Source organism: Micromonospora sp. CPCC 206061 (assembly GCF_036906915.1).
Lineage (GTDB): Bacteria > Actinomycetota > Actinomycetes > Mycobacteriales > Micromonosporaceae > Phytohabitans.
Window position 1 is genome coordinate 327276 of sequence record NZ_JBAKHX010000001.1, and the last position, 19269, is coordinate 346544.

Consider the following 19269-nt stretch of genomic DNA (forward strand, 5'->3'; position numbering starts at 1 on the left):
GCCGAAATGACCCACGGCATGAAGCGGCAAGCCAGGAATCTCGAAAAGTGAGGCGACGATGAGACGACCAGTCGCACTGCGACTCTATGCGGCACTGGCCACGACGGCCCTCGCGGCCGCGACCGGTGTGGTGCTGTCGATACCCGAGGCGTCGGCGGCGACCGGCGGCGTCACCGGCTACGCGACCCAGAACGGTGGCACCACCGGCGGTGCGGGCGGGCAGACCGTGCGGGCCACCACGGGCACCGCCATCCACACGGCGCTGTGCAATCGGGCCAGCAGCAGTACCCCGATCATCATCCAGGTCGAGGGGACCATCAACCACGGCAACACAACCAAGGTGTCGGGAGCGAGCTGCAACACCGCCGCCGACGTGATCGAACTCAAGCAGATCAGCAACGTCACGATCATCGGGGTCGGTGGCGGAGCCATGTTCGACCAGCTGGGCATCCACATCCGTGACGCCAGCAACATCATCATTCAGAACGTGACCGTCCGGAACGTCAAGAAGTCCGGCTCACCGCTCTCCAACGGCGGTGACGCCATCGGCATGGAAAGCACCGTCCGCAACGTCTGGGTCGATCACGTCACCCTGGAGGCGTCGGGCGGGGAGTCCGAGGGCTTCGACGGCCTCTTCGACATGAAGAACAACACCCAGTACGTGACGCTGTCCTACAGCATCCTGCGCAACTCCGGCCGCGGCGGCCTCGTCGGGTCCAGCGAAAGCGACCTCTCGAACGGCTTCATCACCTACCACCACAACCTGTACGAGAACATCGACTCCCGCACGCCCCTGCTGCGCGGCGGCGTCGCCCACATCTACAACAACCACTACGTGAGCCTCCACGAGTCCGGCATCAACTCCCGGGCCGGTGCTCGCGCCAAAGTGGACAACAACTACTTCAGGAACTCCAAGGACGTCCTGGGCACCTTCTACACCGACCAGGCCGGCTACTGGCAGGCCAGCGGCAACATCCTCGACAACGTGACCTGGTCCAGCCGTGGCAGCGACACCAACCCCGCCGGGCCCGGCATGCCGTCCAACACCACGGTCAGCATCCCGTACCCCTACACCCTCGACGGCGCCAGCTGCGTGCCGAGCGTCGTGAGCCAGACGGCCGGCGCCAACAAGGGCCTCCAGGTGTCGAACGGCAACTGCGTGCCGCAGACACCGACGACAACGGCACCGACCACCGCCGCGCCGAACCCGACCACGCCGGCACCGACCCAGCCCAGCGGGACCAACCTCAGCATCGGTGCCGGAGCCGACGGCTCCAGCAAGGCCAGCGGGACGAGCTACGGCAACGTGCTGGACGGCAACATGGGCACCTACTGGTCGCCGAGCGGCTCGACCGGCTCCATCTCGGTCAAGTGGGGCTCCGCGACCACCGTTTCCAGGATCAACATCCGCGAGGCGTCAGGCGCCACCGGCGCCATCGGTTCCTGGCGGGTCGTCAACCACGACACCGGTGCCGTCCTGGCCTCCGGCAGCGGGGCCGGTGTCATCAGCTTCGCCCGGACCTCGCTGAAGAAGGTCACCTTCGAGATCACCAGCTCGAGCGCCACACCGAGGGTCGCCGAGTTCGAGACGTACGCCGGTTAGGGCCTGGGCCAGGGGCCGTCAGCTCCGACGGCCCCCGGCCCGATGGTCGAGGGCGGCAAGGCCGAGGTCGGCCAGGGCCGCCACGCCGGTCGCGGCGCGGTCGCCACCGGCGAGTACCAGGGTCCGCGCCCACTGGTAGCGGCAGCCGGCGGCCTCGAACGCCGCCGCGGCGGCGAGCATCCGGTCCTGGTCGCCGTCGAGCAGGGCCTCTGCCCGGTCCACCAGGGCGCCAGCGATCGGATTGCCGGCGACGATCGTGCGGGTGGCGGTGACGCGGCGGCGTGCTTCGGGGTCCGCGGTGAGCGCGGCCGCCTCGGCACGCAGCGCGAGATACCAGTGCCGCCACACCCAGATGACCCACTCGTCCATCTCGTCGGGCTCGGCCGCCAACCCCGCCAGGGCCCGGTCGGCCTGACCGTGGTGGAGCAGGACGATCGCATCGAACACGGCGCTGTAGCCGGCATTCTGCTCCGGTGCGATGCCCAGCTCGTCGACGATGGCCAGCCACTGGGCTCTGGCCCCGTCGTCACCGCGCAGGCCGTGGACCATCGCCACCGCGGCCGCCGCCATGGCGAGGTGGGGCGCGTGCCTGCTCCCGGAGCGCTCCCAGGCGTCGAGGAACCGCCCGCTGCCGGCGAGCACGCTGTCGATGTTGCCCGCCAGCGCATCCGCCACCAGCAGCCGGGACGTGGCGAAGTCACCGCGTTCGGCCAGCAGCGGCAGGTCGCGAAGCTGCTCGCCCCACCGGCGTGCGCCCTCCAGGTCACCGACTCCGATACAGGTCTCGGCCGCCTCGGAGAGGGCGTTTACCCGCTCGCGCGCGCTCGCTGGCGTCACCGGCACCGAGGCGAGCAGCTCGACCCGCCGGCGGGTCGTGCCTGCGGTGGCGAAGGTGTCGCCCGCCCAGCACTGGACGGCGGTGAGCGCGTCGAGGGCCGCGCTGTGGGCCAGCGGATCGCCGGTCCGCTGGGCGAGGTCGACCGCCCGCTCGGCACGCGCGATCGCCTCCGGCAAGGTCGTGTCGGCGGCCTCGGTGAGAACCCCGCACTCGGCGAGGGCCACCGCGGCCTGGGCGGCGGAGTCGTCGCCGGCCAGCTCGCGTGCCTCGGACAGCAGCATCGCGGCCTCGCCCGGCGGTGGCGGCTGGGAGAACGTGCCGGAGAACCGGTAGACGGTGGCCGCGGCCGTAGCCAGGTCGCGGGCGACCCCGGCGGCGTCTGCGGCGCGACGCGCGGTGTCGGCGGCGGCGCCGTAGAGCCGGTACATGTCTTCGCCACGCATTCGACAACCGGCGACCGCCGCGGCGTACCGGAGCGCCGACCCCGCGGCGGCCGGGTCGGCGGTCAGCGACGCCGCCTGCTCGTATCGCTGCTGGGCCTCGCCGACCAGGTTCCGCGTGAAGGTCAGCTGAGCCAGGGACAGTGCCAGCTCGTACGCGTCGGCGCGGTGACCGGGCTCGTCGGCCGCCCAGCCGAGGGCGGCCCGGATGTCGTCGGCCGCCGCGTCGAACCCGGCTCGCCACACCCCGGTGCCCGGCGAGGTGTCCCGCGCCAGCTCGGCGGCGGTCGCCAAGCACCAGCGCAGGTGTCGAAACCGGACATCGTCGAGCTCACCGGCGCTGGCCAGCTGCTCCACCCCGTACTGGCGGATGGTTGCCAGCGTGCGATATCGGGTGACGCCCGGGGCCGGGGCAGCCGTCAACAGGCTCTGCTCGGTGAGCCGGGCCAACCCCTCCACCACCGCCGCCGCTTCGAGCGGCGCGAACCCGGCGACCTGCCGCGCGGCGTCCACTGTGAACGGAGCCACGAAGACGGCGACCCGGCGCAGCAGCGTGCGGTCGGCCGGCTCCAGGAGGGCGTGGCTCCAGTCCAGCATGGCCCGCACCGAGCGGTGCCGGTCGTCGGCGCGGGCGCCGCCGGTCAGCAGCCTCAGCTGATCGGAGAGCACGCCGGCAAGGCCGTCCAGGCCAAGGGTGGGCAACCGGGCGGCCGCCAGCTCGATCGCCAGCGCCACGCCGTCCAGCCCTCGGCAGATCTCGGCTGCCTGGGCACGCTGCTCGGGCGCGGGCGGCCAGCCCACCGCTGCGGCCCGTTCGAGAAACAGCGCCACCGCGTCGGACTCGCCGTCACCGGTCAGCGACAGCGGCGGGATCGGGTAGACGCGTTCGAACGGCACCATCAACCGCGCCCGGCTGGTGGCCAGCGCGGTCAGCCGCGGGCAGCCGGCGAGCAGCCGCTCCAGGAAAAGTGCCACGCCGTCGCGTACGTGCTCGCAGTTGTCGAGCACGAGCAGAGCGTGCCGGTCGGCGAGGGCGGCGACCACCGACTCGTCGATGCCGCGGCTCTGCTGCTCGCCGATGCCGACCGCGGCGGCCACCGCCGCTCCGACCATCGCCGGGTCGGTGACCGGGACCAGGTCGACGAACCACACACCGTCGGCGAAGTCGCCTTCCGCTTGGGCCGCGACGGCCAGCGCCAGCCGGGTCTTGCCGACCCCGCCCGGACCCACCGCGCTCACCTGCCGGTGGGTCTTGATCGCCTCGGCCAGCGCCGCCCGCTCGTGCGCCCGGCCGACGAACGTGGTCACCGGCGCGGGCAGCCCCAAGGCCGCCTCGCCGCCCCGCGCCGCCCGGCTCCACTCGGTCGCGAGGTGGGCGAGGGCCCGCCGGTCTGGAGCGCCGAGCTTGCGCAGCAGCGAGGACACGTGGGTCTCGACGGTGCGGACGGAGATGTACAGCCGCGCGCCGATCTCCGCGTTGCTGAGGTGCTCCCCGAGCAGGGACAACACCTCGGCCTCACGGCCTGAGATCCCTGCCTGAGCCGCCACGGGGTCCATCCTGCCGCATACGCAGGCCCGACTCCGTGGTGGTCCCCGTGGTCAGCACGGATGTGGGCCCGCCGCCTCCGGGGAGATGCTCTAGGCGTCGATCTGAACCACGACTTTCAGGAGAAATCATGATCAAGACCGTGCTGCACCCCGTGTCCGACCTGGCGGCGGCGAAGGCGGTGTACGCCGCTCTGCTCGGCGTCCAGCCGCAGACCGAAAGCACCTACTACGTCGGCTTCGAGGTCGACGGCCAGCAGATCGGGTTGGTACCGGGCGGCGGACCGCAGGGCATGACCTCGCCGGTGGCCTACTGGCACGTGCCGGACATCGAGGCGAAGCTGACCGAGGTGACGGCGGCGGGTGCCACCGTGAAGGAGCCGGTGCGCGACGTCGGTGGCGGCCGCGTGGTGGCCACCGTCACCGACCCTGACGGCAACGTCCTCGGCCTGCTCCAGGACAGCTGAGCCCAAACACCCCAAGCCCGCACGCAGGAGAGGAAACCACCATGAGCACGAAGAAGTCGACCAAGAGCACGGCGACCGCTACCAAGACGTACGACGGATTCAGCGACGAAGAACGAGACGCGATGAAGGAGCATGCCCGGGAGCTGAAGACCGCCGCCCGCCGCGGCGCCGGCGCCAAGGCCGCTGGCGAGGGCGACGTGCTCGCCAAGATCGCCGAAATGGCGGAAACGGACCGCGGACTGGCCGAGCGGATCCATGCCATCGTCAAGGCCAACGCGCCGGACCTGGCACCGAGGCTTTGGTACGGGATGCCCGCGTACGCCAAGGACGGCAAGGTCCTCTGCCACTTCCAACCCGCACAGAAGTTCAAGACGAGGTACGCCACATTCAGCTTCACCGACGTCGCCAACCTCGATGACGGCACCATGTGGCCCACCACGTTCGCACTGACGACGATGACCCCCTCCGACGAGGCGAGGATCAGCGCACTCGTCAAGCAAGCGGTGAGTTGATCCCGTCCCTGCGCCGATCAAGGGCAAACGCACGTGGTTTTGAGATCGAACCACGTGCGTTTGCCCTTGATCCGTGGGGTTTTCCTTGATCGACGCTCGCGGCGCTGCCGGGCTCAGCTCGGTCGCAGGGCCGCGAATACCTCGGGCCAGTTGGCCGGCAGGTTGCTGAAGACGAAGCGCTGGTACCGCGTCATCAACAGCGTGCCGGACGCGCGCACCTCCGCGCCATCCGACTGCGCGGCTGCGATGCACTGTTCGAGGCAGTCCCAGTCACGGTCACGATCGCGTACGCCGATCGCCGTGAGCGCCGCCTGGATCTCGTCGTCCTCGAAGAACGAGTCGTCCCACGCCGTCGCCGCACCCATCAGGTACATGAGGTGACTGCTGGGCGAGAGCCGTTGCGCCGCAAGCGTTTCACTGTCGAACGTGCGATCCTCGTCCTCCCCCACGAGGCCGGACTCCTCCACCGACGAGTCGACGAGCTCCCGCCAGTAGGCGGCGTCGTGCGCACCGTCGGTCTGGAGCATGTACTCGCTGGCGAACGCCGCCATCCGCCCCGGGTCGTCGATCAGCGGCGAGACCGCCGTATCCATGCTGTAGTCGAATCCGAAGAACCACCGGCGCCCGTCGACCATCATGGACTCGATACCGCCCACGTGGCCCTCGCGGTCCTCGATCGGCTTAAAGTCGTTCATGGCGTGCGAGCCTAAAGGGCCGCCGCCACAAAGCTGCCTCTAGCCCGTCCAACCCGATGGCGACGCCACGCCGCTAGAGATCCAGGACGGGTTGTGGGCGGTGACGTCGAGCGTCCTCTGCTGGCCGCCGTCCATCAGTCGACGGCGCGGGCGCAGCTGCTCGCGCCGTACGCCGCCTCCATCTGTGTGGTAACCGGAACCGCGTCGACCGCCCCGGTGACCTTCACGGTCAGGGTGCCGGCCGGCACCGTCGCGCGGCGGGTGTTGAAGGACTGGTAGACGGACTTGCCCGCAGCGACGTCAGCCACCGTGCGTGTGCCGTACGGCGTGACCATCTCGATGGTGAGCGGCACGTCGTCGGCGTTGCGGACGTTGACCGACAGGTAGGCGTTGGTGCCGATGCACTGCGTGCGGGCCTGGATCTCGACGGCCCAGGCCGCGGGCGGCGCGAGTTCCTGTGCCGCGCTGACGGCGCGCGCGACGATGACGTCCCTTTCGGACACGGTGAAGACGCCCGCCGCGACGAACGCCTCGGCGGTGCATGTGACGGACTCGACGAACGCGTCGTGGTCGGGGAAGGGCGCCTGATCCCACACCAGGTCGAGGAAGGTCGGGCCGTCGGTGCCGGGCGAAGGGATGCCCGACACGGGGACGTCGTAGTTGGGCAGGCCGTCGTTGCGCTTGCGGTTCGGCACGCCGGTGTCGATGGAGCCGAACACGATCGTCGGCTCGACCCGGCGGAAGTACGAGGAGACGGGTTGGGTGTCGCTGATGTAGTACGGCCGCAGGGTGAGCCCGTGCGTCGTGAAGTACGGGTCGCCCGCCGCTGTGGTGCTCTCGTGCGTGATGGCCGCGCGGGCGTAGTCACCGTCTCGCTTCAGGTGGCGGCAGAGGGTCAGCTCGCGGAAGGTGCCGCCGCCCGGGTTTCCGAGGGTCTGCAGTAGCACCGGGCCCCAGAAGACCGCCTGGGTGTCGGGGCGGTCCAGGGCCCGCTCGATCCTGATGCTGAACGGCATCCGGATCTCGACGGTGTCGCCCGGCTGCCAGGCGCGGCTCACCGTCAGGTAGCTACCCGGCTCGGCGTCGACGCTCTGCGCCACGCCGTTGATGGTGACGAAGAAGCCCTTCCGCGCCCAGCCCGGCACCCGCAGCTTGATGTCGAGCGGGCCGCTGCCGTCGATGGTCAGTGTGGTCCGGTCTTCGCGCGGATAGGTGGTTCGCTGGGTGACGGTGAAGCCCTTCTCGGCCCAGGTCAGGGTCGAGGGCGCGTACAGGTTGACCCACAGTGTCGCGCCGTCGGCGGACTTGAGATAGATGGTCTCCTGGTACTTGGTGTGGTTTTCCAGGCCCGTGCCGCCGCAGCAGGTGCCGGTGTTGCCGTAGCTGCGGGCGGCTCCCGGTGTCAGCGGCTGGAAGTAGGTGAGTTGCGGGTCGCTCGTGGTCGCGGTGTCGGCTCGGGACCCGGTGATCATGTTGAGCAGGCCGCGTTCGTAGTAGTCCATGTAGGCCGGGTCGTGCTCGTGCAGGAACAGGTTGCGGGCGAGCTTGATGAGGTTGTATGTGGTGCAGGTCTCCGCGCCGCCCTGCGCGATCGCGTTGGCGATGTTTCCCCGGTTTTGAAACAGCTCGACGTTGTTGTTCGAGCCCGGGTAGTTGCCGCCCGCCCCGCCGCTGGCGAACATCCGGTGTGGAACGACCATGCCGTAGAAGTTCTTGGCGGCCGTGAAGTACTCCCGGTCGCCGGTGTGCTCGAAGACGCGCAGGTAGCCGATGAACTGCGGAACGTGCGTGTTGGCGTGCAGGCGCTCCGGGCGGCGCCGGCCGGGCCTGTTTTCGGGTGTGACCACGAGGATGTCCCTGTTTTCGACGCAGGCGCCGAACAGCGACTCCCGGTTGTCGAAGCACTTGGCGGTCTCCAGGTGCTTCGAGTCGCCGGTGATCGCGTAGATCTCGGGAAAGACCTCGTTGGCGCCGCCGAACTCGCCGGCGATGTAGAGGTCCCACATGTAGTTCAGGTTGTCGCGGGTGATGGGGCCGGTGTAGTCGGGGTGGTTCTTGTCGCCGACGGTCAGCGCGAGGTGGGCCCAGTCCGCCATCTTGACGACGATGTCGCGGGCCTGCGTGTTGCCGGTTTGGTAGTAGGCGTCTAGCAGACCACGGATGATCTTGTGCTGGGTGTACCAGGGCGCCCAGGTGTTGGTGTCGGCGTTGCCGCCGTAGACGGCCCAGCGCGGCGGGCCGAGCCGCAGCACCGCGTCTTCCGGGATCGCGCCGAGATAGCCAGGGTGGGTCGGGATCCAGTCGCTGTCTCCGCCCTCCTGTGCCGCCACGATGCCGCCGTCGCGGCCGTTGGGCGAGGCGTCTCGCAGGGTGGTGCCGCCGTCCTCGTCGAACCGGTACCAGGCGATGCTTCCGCCGCCGGTGCCGCCCGCGGGCGAGTCCACCATGGACAGCAACTCCTGCTGGCTGAGCGCCCGGTCGAAGATGTGGAACTCGTCGATGGTCGCGTCGAGGTACGGGTCGTTGTACTGCGAGCGCCCGATCCAGCGGTTGCCGGGGTTGCCCAGGCTCGACGGGTTGAGCGTCATGTTCGTGTTAGTGCCGACCGGCTGGCCGTCGACGTACAGCGTGCCGGTGGTCTGCGACAGGGTGACGGCCAGGTGCACCCACTGGTTCGTGGGCAGCGCGGCGGTGCCGTTGATGCGCTGCTCCTGGCCGGATCCACCGATGGTGATGGCGAACCGGGGCGCGTTGCCGGTGACGCCGGCCCGGGGGGTCAGAAACATGTTGACCGTGGCGTTCTGTCCAAAGTCGAACAGCCGGGTCCAGCTCTGCGCGGACCCGAGGTTCACCCAGGCCGCGATGGTGAAGTCGGTCAGCTGGTTGATCGCCTCCTGGGGCAGCGTCACGTACTGCGCCACGCTGGGCCCGTTCAGCCGCAGCGCGTTGCCGAACCGGCCAGGTACCCGGTCGACCTGCGGCTCCGGCGGCTCCTCGCCGCCCGGCCCGCCGGTGCCCATCCGGGCGGTGATGGCGGCCTGGCACGCGGCGAGCTCGCTGACCATCCAGTCAAGCTTTTCCTTGAAGACGGCCTCGCTCTGGTCGGCGTACGCCTGCGCGAGCGCCGTCAGGTAGTGACCGGCCCAGTGTCCACTCAGGAGTCCCCCGTCCTCCCAGCCGCCCGGCACCGAGACGCCCGCGGGGTTCGGCCGGCCAGCCTGGTTGTTGAACAGCACGAGGAAGCGCCGCTCGTCGTACTGTCGCAGGAAGTTCTTCATGCGGTCGCGCTTCTCCTGCAGCAGTCCGTTGCCGAGCCGCACCTCGCGCAGTTCGAACGGCCTGACCGGCGCGGTAACGCCGGGTCCGAGCGCGGTGGCCGTCACAGCCGCTGCCGCGCCGGCATCCGGCGCCGCCTCGGCGCGTGCCGTGAAAGCGGCGCTGCCCGCGACCGCACCCGCGCCGGCGCTGAGGGCGGACGCTTGAAGGAGCCGACGCCGGTTGAACTTGACCTCGTCGAACTGGGCCACTGTTCCACCCCTTCTCAAGATACTTTTTCGGACATGTCCCGGGCTTCCGCCCGGCCTTCGTCGCGGGCGCGGGCGAGTAGTTGAGCGAGCCGCTGCCGGCGGCGCCGGCTGATGGTCCGGGCGCCGAGGACTGCGGCGACGAAGACGGCCATCAGGAGCAGTTGCGGCCACGGAAGTGTCCACACCGTCACGGCCGCCGAGGCCGGCCGGATCTCGGCGCCGCTCGTGTCGCCGTCGAGGACGGCGGGGGTCAGGTCGACGGTCGTGCGCAGCGGTGCCAGTCCCCACACGCCGGCGACCCGGACGTCGACCTGCCGGCTGCCGCCCGGCAGCGTCTGTTCGACCCGCGCCCGCGCGTCGCTCGTGGTCAGCCCGCCCAGTTCGGCGGTGGCCACCCGGCCGGTGCCGGTCACCGCGACGCTGCCGTCGTTCCTGGTGGTGTACCGGACCCGGATGGAGCCGGCCGCGAAGGGGTTCCACGAGTGCCGGTACGTCGCGGTGAGATCGTCGACGGTCAGCGCCGCGGTGACCGTGCCGCTGATCCGCATCATGACCCGGAAGCCGACCCGGCTCTCGACGGCGACCGTACCGCCGGTGGCGGTGACCGTCGCCGCGATGCCGGCCGGGTGGTCTCCCGGCTTGGCGTCCCGCGGCACCGTGATGGTGAACGGCACGACCTTCGTCTCGTTGGCCCCGACGTTCACCTTGTCCTGGACCTGGATCCAGGTGCCGCCGTCCACCGACGCCTTGTCGGAGGGCAGCATGTTGAAGCGCCCGTTGTCGGTGAGGTAGCCGTCGGCGGCCTTCAGGGCGAACACGGCGGCGCGGTTGCTGAAGTTGCGCACGGCCAGCCGCTCGGTCACCACCTGCCCGGGGTCCAGCGTGTGCGCGATCCAGCGACGGCCGTCCGGGCCCTGCTGGTTGGCCGGCTGGACCGCCCAGGTGAGCGTCGGCTTGTTCGGCGGCCCGGTCGGGGTCGGATCCGCCAGGGCACGGGCGGGCGCGAAAGGCACGGCGACGAGCACCGCGGCCAGCGTGGCGAACGAGCTTCGGATCATGGCGAGTCCTTCATGCCCGGTTGTGGTGGGGGCCGCGACGGCGCGGCCCCCACAGCGCGCTATTCGAACAGGGACAGGGTCAACGTCGAGGTGTACGAGCCGGCCGCGACGTCCGCCGGGGCGCGCAGGTACAGGTTGGCGTTGACGGAGTACGCGTCGCCGGCGACGGCCTCGGAGTCGAATGTGGACACCAGCAGTTCCTGGTCGACCAGGCCCACGTTGTTGCCGGGCTGGGTCGGCTCGTCGAGCACGGTCACCACCTCTTCACCTTCGGTGACCAGGCCGGTCTCACCGCCGTCGATCAGGTTGGGCCGCCAGCCGAGGTGGCCGGCGCCGATCGGCGCCTGGCCGGCGTCGCCGGTGAAGTCGGTCGCGCTGCCCAGCACGGCCCAGGCGGCGCCGTCGGGCACCTCGTCGGCTGTGCGGGTGTCGGTGACCGTGACCGTTGGCAGGGTCCCGACGAACTGGCGGACCAGCAGGGTCGACCCGTTCTCTGCCAGCGCGACGGAGTCGCCGGCGATCGACATGGCGAGTACGCCCGGTTCGTTGATCTCCTCGATGTCGACCGTCACCCGTATGTCGTCGCTGTCGCCGGGCGCGGCCAGGGCCGGCGACGGCAGCGCCACCGCCCCGGCCAGGACCGCACTGGCGGCACCCGCCACGGCCAGCCGCTTGCGATTCAATGTGCTCATGCGATGCTCCATTGTCCTTTGTGGTTGATGGTCAGGCGGCGCAGGCGACGCCGGGATGGGCGGTCGTATAGACAGTTGTCACCTCCTTGCCGTTCACCGTCCCGGTGGCGCGGACGGTGACCGATCCCGCCGCGACCGACGCCGCCCGCGTGGCGAACGACTGGTAGGCGTTGGCGCCGGGTGCGACGGCGGGGAACGACCGCTCGCCGTGGCCGGTCTCGATGTCGATCCGCACCGGCCCGTCGTGGTCGTTGTGCCCCTGCACCGCGACGTACGCCTTGCCGGCGAGGCACCGCGGCTGGACCGTGACCGTGACCGGCACCCGGGCTGGCTGGTCGCCCGGGTCGTCGGCGAAGACCCGCCATTCGGTGACCGCGACCGCGGAATAGGTGGTGCCGTTGCCGTTGGCCTGGATCGTGACCCGCACCCGCGGCGTGGTGACCGGGTCGAAGGTGACGTTGTTGAACGCGCTGCTGCTCGTGCCGTACCCGGACGCGCCGGTCACGTCACGCCAGGCGGCCGTCGCCTCGTCCCAGTACTGGAGCACCCAGCCGTCGGGCTCGGCGACGCCGTCGCCGCTGCCCTGGTCGGAGTCGCGCCAGAACTTCAGCTCGGTCGCCGTCAGGCGCACCGGGCGGGCCCAGTCGTACTGGATCCACTGGGTCTGCGGCCGGGTGCCCGACCAGGTGCCCCAGATCTGCGCCTGGCTCGGGCTCGGCGGGTCGGCGCCGTCGTTGAGTGCGGTGACGCTGTTCCAGCCCGCCGTGTACGAGGCGCTCGGGGTGCCGATGGGCCCGATGTTGCCGGTCAGCGGCCCGGATATGTCCGCCGGGATGGTGACCGTCTTGGCGGTTTCCAGGTTTCCGGCGACGTCCAGCGCGCGGAACGAGACAGTGTGCTTGTTGGTGTCGGGTGCCGCGATGGCGCCGCTGTACGTCGTCCACGCGCCCGTGTCGATGGTGTATTCGACGCGGGCGACCCCGGAGCTGGCGTCGCTGGCGGTCACCGTGACCGCCCGGGCCGCGCTCACCGCGGCCGTGCTGGCCGGCGCCGTGGCGTCGATCATCACGGCGAGGCTCACGGGCGCGGAGACGTTGCCGGCCCGGTCGGTCGCGGTCGCCGCGACGGTGTGCTGCCCGTCGCCCGAGACATCGACGTCCGCGTACCGCACCTCCGTGGCGGTGACCGGCTGTCCGCCGTCCACCGTGGACCGGATGGTCATACGGCCGCCCCGGTCGTCGGTACCGGAGGCACGCACCCGCACCGCGGACCGGAACCAGTCCGCGCTGCCCGCGCTGCCGCTTGGTGTGAGCGTCAGCGCCGGTGGGGTCACGTCGCCCTCGGTGTCGCCCGGCGAGATGACCCGGACCTGCGCGGCGACGCGGCCGGCGGCGTAGCCGAGCACGGTGCCCCGCACCGTGAATTCGCCCGGCGCCGCGACCTGCTCCGCCGTCACCGGGTCCCAGAAGACCGGCGCGCGCAGCGTCTCGCTGCCGAACGCCACGCCGACCGTGCCGGGCAGTTCCCGCTCCCCCACCTCGACCGTCATCGCCGGTGCGGTGACCGACTCGGGTTGCGCGGCGAGGATCTTCCACTCCTCTACCGCCACCGCCGAGTAGGTGCTGCCGTTGGTCGAGGCATCGAAGGTCGCGCGGACCTGCGTGGTGGTGACCGGGTCGAAGGTGGTGTTCTGGAAGCCCTGCGTGCCGGTCGGATAGCCACTCGGGTTGGGCACGTCGACCCATTGTCCGCTGTCGAGGGCCCAGTACTGGATGCGCCAGCGGGCCGGTGCCGCGACGCCCACGCCGGTGCCCTGCGGCTGGTCGTTCCAGAACTCGATCTGCGATCCGGAGATTCGCATCGGCTGGTCCCATCGGTACTGCACCCACTGCTGGGGTGGGTTGTTGCCGGTCCAGGTCCCCCACATGTCGGGGGGCAGCGGGTTGGAGCGCACGATCTCGTCGTTGAGCGCCTTGACCCAGTACTGGGTGGGCACCGGCTCGTTGGAGACGCTGACCGTCGCCTCCTGCGCGATGTTCGGCCGCGGGGTGAGGTCGCGGCCCTTGGCCGGCGTCGGCGTGACGGGCTTCATCCGCGGCGGGGTCTGCGTGTCGTCCCACTCGACCTTGTCGATCGCCACCGACCGGCGGAAGTGGCCGCCGCCGACGGCGTCAGCGGTGTGGTACGCCAGGTACCACTGGCCGTTGAACTCCAGGATGCCTGGGTGGCTCGTGGTCGAGGAGACCGGCGGCAGCACGGTGCCCCGGTAGGTCCACGGGCCTTCGGGTGACGCGGCGGTCGCGTACGCGATGCAGGCGTGGTAGTTGGCCGGGGTGCACGGCGAGGTCGGGCCGGCGTTGTTGCCGGCGTACGCGATGTAGTAGGTGCCGTTGCGCTTGAAGGCCCAGGCCGCCTCGAAGAAGCCGGTCAGACCGGTGACGGTGCGCTGGGTGCCGACCGGGGTCTTCATGTCGGCCTGGAACTCCAGCATCCGCAGGTTGCCGAAGGAGCCCCACCACACGAACACCCGCTGGCCCTCGACCAGGATCGTCGGGTCGATGTTGTGGATGTTGTTGGCGGTGGGCACCCGCTGGGAGATGATCGGGCCGCCGGCGTGGTCGGTCCACGGGCCGGTCGGGCTGTCCGAGACGGCCACGCCGATCGCGAACTTGTCGGCCGCCGGGCTGTCGCGTTCGTTGATCGGCACGTACCAGTAGTAGCGGCCGTCCACGCCTCGGACGACCTGACCGGCGTAGGCGCGTGCCGGCGTCGCCCAGGCGAAGACCTGCTCGGGGCGCATCAACGACGGATAGTGGGTCCACTGTCCAGCCTGGACGTCGGTCGTGCGGAACGCGCCCCACTCGTTCATGACGAAGTCGTTTGTGGACGGTCCGGCTTCGTCGTGGCCGGTGTAGATGTAGAGCTCGTCCCGACCGCTGGTGTTGCCGGGAGCACCGGCCGGCACCACGAGCGGCGCCGGGTCGGCCGAGTAGTAGCTGCCGTCGCCGAGGATCGGATTGGTGGTGTTGGTGAAGGTGATCGGGTCCGCGGCCTGGGCCGGGGTGGCGATACCGATGAGGAGGCCGGCGGCCGCCGTGGCGACCGCCCAGCATCCAACGGAGATTTTCACGGTCTCGTTCTCCTAACCACACGTGATCGCCGCGTACGGCGCGGTGATTTGCGCCGTCACCGGCTCCTCGCCGACGGTCCCGGAGACCTTCACCGTCGCGTTTCCGGCCGGCACCGACCCGGCACGCGAGCTGAACGCCTGGTAGGCGGACTTTCCGGGAGCCACGCCCGGCACCGTCCGCGATCCGTACGGCGTGATCAGCTCGATGGTCAGCGGCACGTCCTCGTCGTTGCGGGCGCTGACGGAGACGTAGGCCTTGCCGCCGACGCACTGCGTGCGTGCCTGCACCGTGACCTCCCACGCCGGGGCGCCCTCGCCCACGGTGAGGGTCAGCGTGGTCTGCGTGGTGCCGGCCTCGCTGACGTAGTCGGGCAGGAGCAGGTCACCGACGACGGTGTAGCGGCCGGGGGTGTTGACGATGTTCTCGTCGAAGTCCCAGTCGACCCCGATGGCCTGGTTGTCACGGGATCCGTCGTTGTAGGAGACCTCCACCTTGTCCGGCAATCCAGGCAACTCCCCCACATCGACACTCTGCTGAAACGACTCGGCGCCCTGGATCGAGATGCCACCCGGTGCCGTCTCGGGCCGCACATAAATTCGCGCCTCGGCGATCAGGCCGTAGGCGTCGTTCGTTCCGTAGACCACGAACGGGTCCACATTGGGCTCGGCGACCATCTCTGGGGTGATCTGCTGCCACTTGAACCCGATCTTGCCGCGAGCGCCGCTCGCGTACACCCCGTCGAGCTCCCCCGGCAGGGTGGGCACCTGTCCCACGGTGGTGCGGATGAGCACCGGCGAGCGCACCGAGTCCACGGTCTCGCCGTTGGCGCGCCAGCGCAGCACGCCCGTGCCCGCGCCGCCCTCCATGACACCCCAGATGCGGATGCGCAGGTGGCTGGTCATGATCGGTTCGAAGGCGAGGCGGTTGTAGGTATTGGTGGCCAGGCCGTTGGCGTACGCGGACCCGCCCGTGAGGGTTACCGGAGTCCAGGTGGTGCCGTCCGTGGAGGACTCGATGACGTACGTCTCGGCCGTGGGCCGACGGGTGCCGCCGTTGTCGTCGTACCAGTAGATGTCGGTCGAGGACAGCCGCACCGGCGCGGTCCACCGGTACTGGATCCACGCCTCCGTCTCCGGGCTGGTTCCGTTCTGGGTCTGACCCCAGGTGCCCCAGCCGTTTCCGGCGCCCGGGCTCGAACTGGCCGGGGTGGTGGCCTCGTTGACGCGCAGGGGGTTTTCCCAGGACGCGCTGCCGCTGGTGGTCACCGTCGCCGACGAGCCGAACTCCGCGACGACGTCCTTCCTGGCGAGCGTCACCGCCACGGTTGCCTCGGCCCGCTTCTCGCCGTCGTCGGCGAAGAACCGGAACACGTAGTCACCGGGTACGGTGCCGGTCACCCGGGTGGCCAGCGCCTTCGCGTCGGTGAAGATGACGCCTGCGCCCTCGGGCTTGGAGACCGTCTCCCAGCCCAGGGTGAACTCGCTGTCGTACGGGATGCCGTCGTCGGTGGCCGTGCCGACCAGCCGGGTGGACAGGTTGCCGTCCGCCGAGCTGTCACGCGTGGCGGTGACGATGGGTGCCTGGTTGGAGACCGGCGGCACGTCCCGGCCGGAGTTGAACACCTGGATCTCGGCGATGGCCGTGTAGAAGGACGGGTGGTTCGTGAACGCGACGCGCAACTTGTTCGACGTGACGGTGCCGAACAGCGCCTCGTTGAACTTCGCCGACGTGACGGTCGGGTTCTTGAACTGGCCCGGCACCTCCTTCCAGCCGCCGTTGCCGTCGGGCATCTGGACCCACCAGCGGGCGGGTTCGCGGTAGCCGCCGGACTGGCGGTCGCTGACGAAGGTCACCTTCACGTTGTCGAAGGACTTGGCCGACCCCAGGTCGAGTTCGATGTACCCGTTCTTCTCGGTCGTGCCGTAGTTGCCCCAGTAGGGCTCGTTGGCGGTGACGCCGTCGGTGACGGCGGCCAGCGACACCGGTCGCTCGGTCTGGCTGATCGCGCCGGGCGTGTAGTTCATCGTCGAGGCGTTCCACCCGGGCGTGTGGAACTGCCGCCACGGCGTCGGCCGCGCGCCCTGCTGGGTGTACGACGAGCTGAGCTTGGCGCCCGTGGCCAGGTTCGGCGCGTCCTCGGTGAGGTCGACGCCGGCCGTCTTGAGGTACTCGACGACCCGCTCGTCCTGGATCGGGGTGTCCACCGCGCTCGGGACGTTGGCCCCGGTCGCCGCGGTGAACGTGACGCTCACGCCGTCCTCGGCCTGGACCTGGTTGGTCTTCGGGTCGTAGGTGAGCTTGCCGAGCTTGTCGGTGCTGACCTTCTTCTCGCCGTTGAGGAACAGGCTGTAGCCCGCGCCCAGGCCGTACTTGCTGCCGTCCGGGTCCCAGACGATCGTGACGTCCTGCCCGTGGTAGCGCAGGTTGTTGACCATGAAGTGGTCGTAGCCGAACTTGATCGGCCACAGCTCGATCTTGTCGTCGGAGCGCGGCTGGATGCCCGCCATGTCCTCGACGAAGATGTAGTTCTGGTTGCCGAGCATGATGTGGTTCGGGTTGTTGCGCGTGTACGTCTTGGTGGTCGGGTTCCAGCCGGAGTAGTACTCCGCTTGGTTGGCGACCCGCATGTCCGCGCCCGGGTAGACGCTCCAGGCCATCCAGTCCAGCAGCCGCTTGGCGTAGGCCGGGGTGATGTACTTCTGGCCCGGGTCGTAGTGGCGCAGCGCCGAGCGGACGCCGCGGTACTGCACGGTGAAGTTGATGTTGGAGAAGTTGTTCGAGCCGCCGATCCCGTAGGCGGCCCGGTCGTACTGGTTCGCGGTGTAGAACGGGAAGATCGGGAAGTTGTCGCCATAGGTCAGGAAGCGGAACCCGTCCACGTACTTCTGCCACTGGTCGAACGGGATGAGGTTCTGGGCGTAGACGTCGTAGAGGTTCGACTCCTTGGCCGGGATCAGGTCGCGAGCCGACTCGGGAAGCGGGTTGGCGCGGCCGTTGGAGGTGGCCGCGCTGGTCGCGCCGTGCGACGTCCCAGCCAGGAACATCCGGGTGTCGGGGCTCCACAGGCGGCCGAGGACCGCGTCGCGGATGCCATTCGCCTCGGCCGCCATCTGGTCCACCTTGGACTGATCGGCGCCGGAGATCTGGTACAGCTGCCGGGCCGCGTCGAACGCGCCCCACACGTACGCCGACTCGGGGCGTTCGATCGTTTCCGCCCCGGGCGCTCCGGCGTTGTCCTTGGGGAAGCCGAAGGTGATCGCGTCGGCGTCGTTGCCCGGCATGAAGTTCGTGTCGTACGCGATGAGCTTGTCGTCGTTGCCGTCGTAGTGTTCGAGCTGGCCGACACCGTCGCCCTCGAAGTAGTGCGCGAACTTCCGGGCGATCTGCGCACCACCACCGTGCACGTTGTACGCCTCGAGCCCCGCCGTGCCGATGTACTGCGAGTAGTGGTTGTTCCAGCTCGTGTGGCCGGGACTGTCCAGGAAGGCCGATGAGCCGGACAGCTCGCCGATGTTGAGGATCTGGCCGTACGGCAGATAGGGCGTGCGTAGCCACTTGGTGTCCTGCAGGTGCATCGGCTGGGTCAGCGCGACGGCGTTCTGGTAGAGGTTCACCCCCTCGATCGTCGTCGGGTACTGGTAGACGTGGCCGGTCGCGTTGGCGTCGAGACTGTTGTAACGCTCGCCCCACCAGCGGTAGACGATGGCCTTCTCCAGCGCCGGGTCGGGGACGTTGATGTACGGGACGTCCTGGGCCCAGCGGCGGTTGAAGGCGGTGATGCCGGTGCGCTTCGCGTCGGCTGGCGACAGTCCGGCGTACTCGCGGTAGCTGGCCACGCTCTGCGGCAGCGTGTCCGAGGAGACCGCGCCGACGACCGACAGCGACACCGCGCCGCCGGCGGGCACGGTGACCTCGCGGTCGAGGTTGGTCCCGGTACGCGTGAAGCCGGCGCCGGTGAGGTGCGTCCTGATCGTGTCCCACGGGGTGTCGATGGTGCCGTTGTTGGAGCCACTGGTGATGACACGGGCGCCGGTGAGCTCGGCCGGGCCCTCGCCGGCCTGGGTGGCCAGGGGCGAGGCGGCGCGGACGGTGAAGGTGGCCGCCGAGCCGCCCGGGTTGTTGAAGGTGAGGGCGGTGACCGCGACGTTGTCGTACGTGATGAACTTCGTCAGGTCGGCGGTGACACCCGTGCCGCCGATCGTGTACCGGCTCTTGGCGTGACTCGGAGCGTTGAACCGATTCGCGCTGACCTCCGTGACCGTCTGCCCAGGAACGGTCACGGTGTACAGGTTGCCGAGGTTGTTGGGGCCGCCCACGTACGCGTTGCCGGCGAAGCCCATCACCGTGAAGTTGTTGTTGCTCGCGCCGCGCATGTACAGCGAGCGGCCCCGGGTCATCAGCACCGGTGAGCCGAGCGCGCCGGGCACACCCAGGATGTGGTCGAGGTAGTAGTCGGTGCCGCCGGCGGCCAGGTCCTTGTCGAATATGGACTGGTGCATGTTTCCGGCGGTGAACGGCACGCCGGGCTTGAGCTGGTTGGCGACGTCGCCGGTGTTGCTGTAGGTCGGGTCTCCGATCTCCATGACGTGGCTTTGCCCGTCGGTGTAGACCCCGACGTCACCCTCGTTTCCGGGCAGGATCGGACTGTCGGCCTGGGCCGCGGACGGCATGGCGACCGCTCCTCCCACCACAAGCGCGGTCAGGGCGGCCCACAGAGGCACCCGCCTCACGCGTCTGGTCATGCTTCCTCCTTGCTATATG

General features: G+C 69.8%; 10 protein-coding genes. 3 read left to right on the top strand and 7 right to left on the bottom strand.

Annotated features, from left to right (window positions below; translation table 11 throughout):
* Window positions 1-58 precede the first annotated feature (58 nt).
* The gene (locus V6V89_RS01485; protein ID WP_334617039.1) at window positions 59-1603 is read left to right on the top strand and encodes a pectate lyase family protein; all 1545 of its coding nucleotides are present in this window, start codon (window positions 59-61) and stop codon (window positions 1601-1603) included.
* Window positions 1604-1621: 18 nt separating this feature from the next.
* Here V6V89_RS01485 and V6V89_RS01490 read toward each other — a convergent pair whose 3' ends face one another.
* On the bottom strand, window positions 1622-4429 hold the full coding sequence (locus V6V89_RS01490) for an ATP-binding protein (RefSeq protein ID WP_334617041.1): 2808 nt from the start codon (window positions 4427-4429) through the stop codon (window positions 1622-1624).
* Between the two features lie 128 nt (window positions 4430-4557).
* Here V6V89_RS01490 and V6V89_RS01495 point away from each other — a divergent pair, with 128 nt between their 5' ends.
* Entirely contained in the window at window positions 4558-4893 is a 336-nt protein-coding gene (locus V6V89_RS01495) for a VOC family protein (protein WP_334617042.1), read from the top strand.
* A gap of 41 nt (window positions 4894-4934) precedes the next feature.
* A complete protein-coding gene (locus V6V89_RS01500; protein WP_334617043.1) occupies window positions 4935-5405 on the top strand; it encodes an iron chaperone in 471 nt (156 codons plus the stop codon).
* A gap of 113 nt (window positions 5406-5518) precedes the next feature.
* Here V6V89_RS01500 and V6V89_RS01505 read toward each other — a convergent pair whose 3' ends face one another.
* The 6 genes from V6V89_RS01505 to V6V89_RS01530 form a co-directional block, all read right to left on the bottom strand.
* Window positions 5519-6100, bottom strand: coding sequence for a hypothetical protein (locus V6V89_RS01505; protein ID WP_334617044.1), 582 nt, complete (start codon window positions 6098-6100; stop codon window positions 5519-5521).
* Window positions 6101-6234: 134 nt separating this feature from the next.
* On the bottom strand, window positions 6235-9627 hold the full coding sequence (locus V6V89_RS01510; protein ID WP_334617045.1) for a beta-L-arabinofuranosidase domain-containing protein: 3393 nt from the start codon (window positions 9625-9627) through the stop codon (window positions 6235-6237).
* Window positions 9628-9641: 14 nt separating this feature from the next.
* Complete coding sequence (locus V6V89_RS01515) at window positions 9642-10685, bottom strand: WxL protein peptidoglycan domain-containing protein (protein WP_334617046.1); 1044 nt, start codon at window positions 10683-10685, stop codon at window positions 9642-9644.
* A gap of 59 nt (window positions 10686-10744) precedes the next feature.
* On the bottom strand, window positions 10745-11377 hold the full coding sequence (locus tag V6V89_RS01520) for a hypothetical protein (protein WP_334617047.1): 633 nt from the start codon (window positions 11375-11377) through the stop codon (window positions 10745-10747).
* A gap of 31 nt (window positions 11378-11408) precedes the next feature.
* Window positions 11409-14507, bottom strand: a complete 3099-nt coding sequence (locus tag V6V89_RS01525; RefSeq protein ID WP_334617049.1) for a family 43 glycosylhydrolase — start codon at window positions 14505-14507, stop codon at window positions 11409-11411.
* Between the two features lie 12 nt (window positions 14508-14519).
* A complete protein-coding gene (locus V6V89_RS01530; RefSeq protein ID WP_334617050.1) occupies window positions 14520-19250 on the bottom strand; it encodes a discoidin domain-containing protein in 4731 nt (1576 codons plus the stop codon).
* Between the last annotated feature and the right edge of the window lie 19 nt (window positions 19251-19269).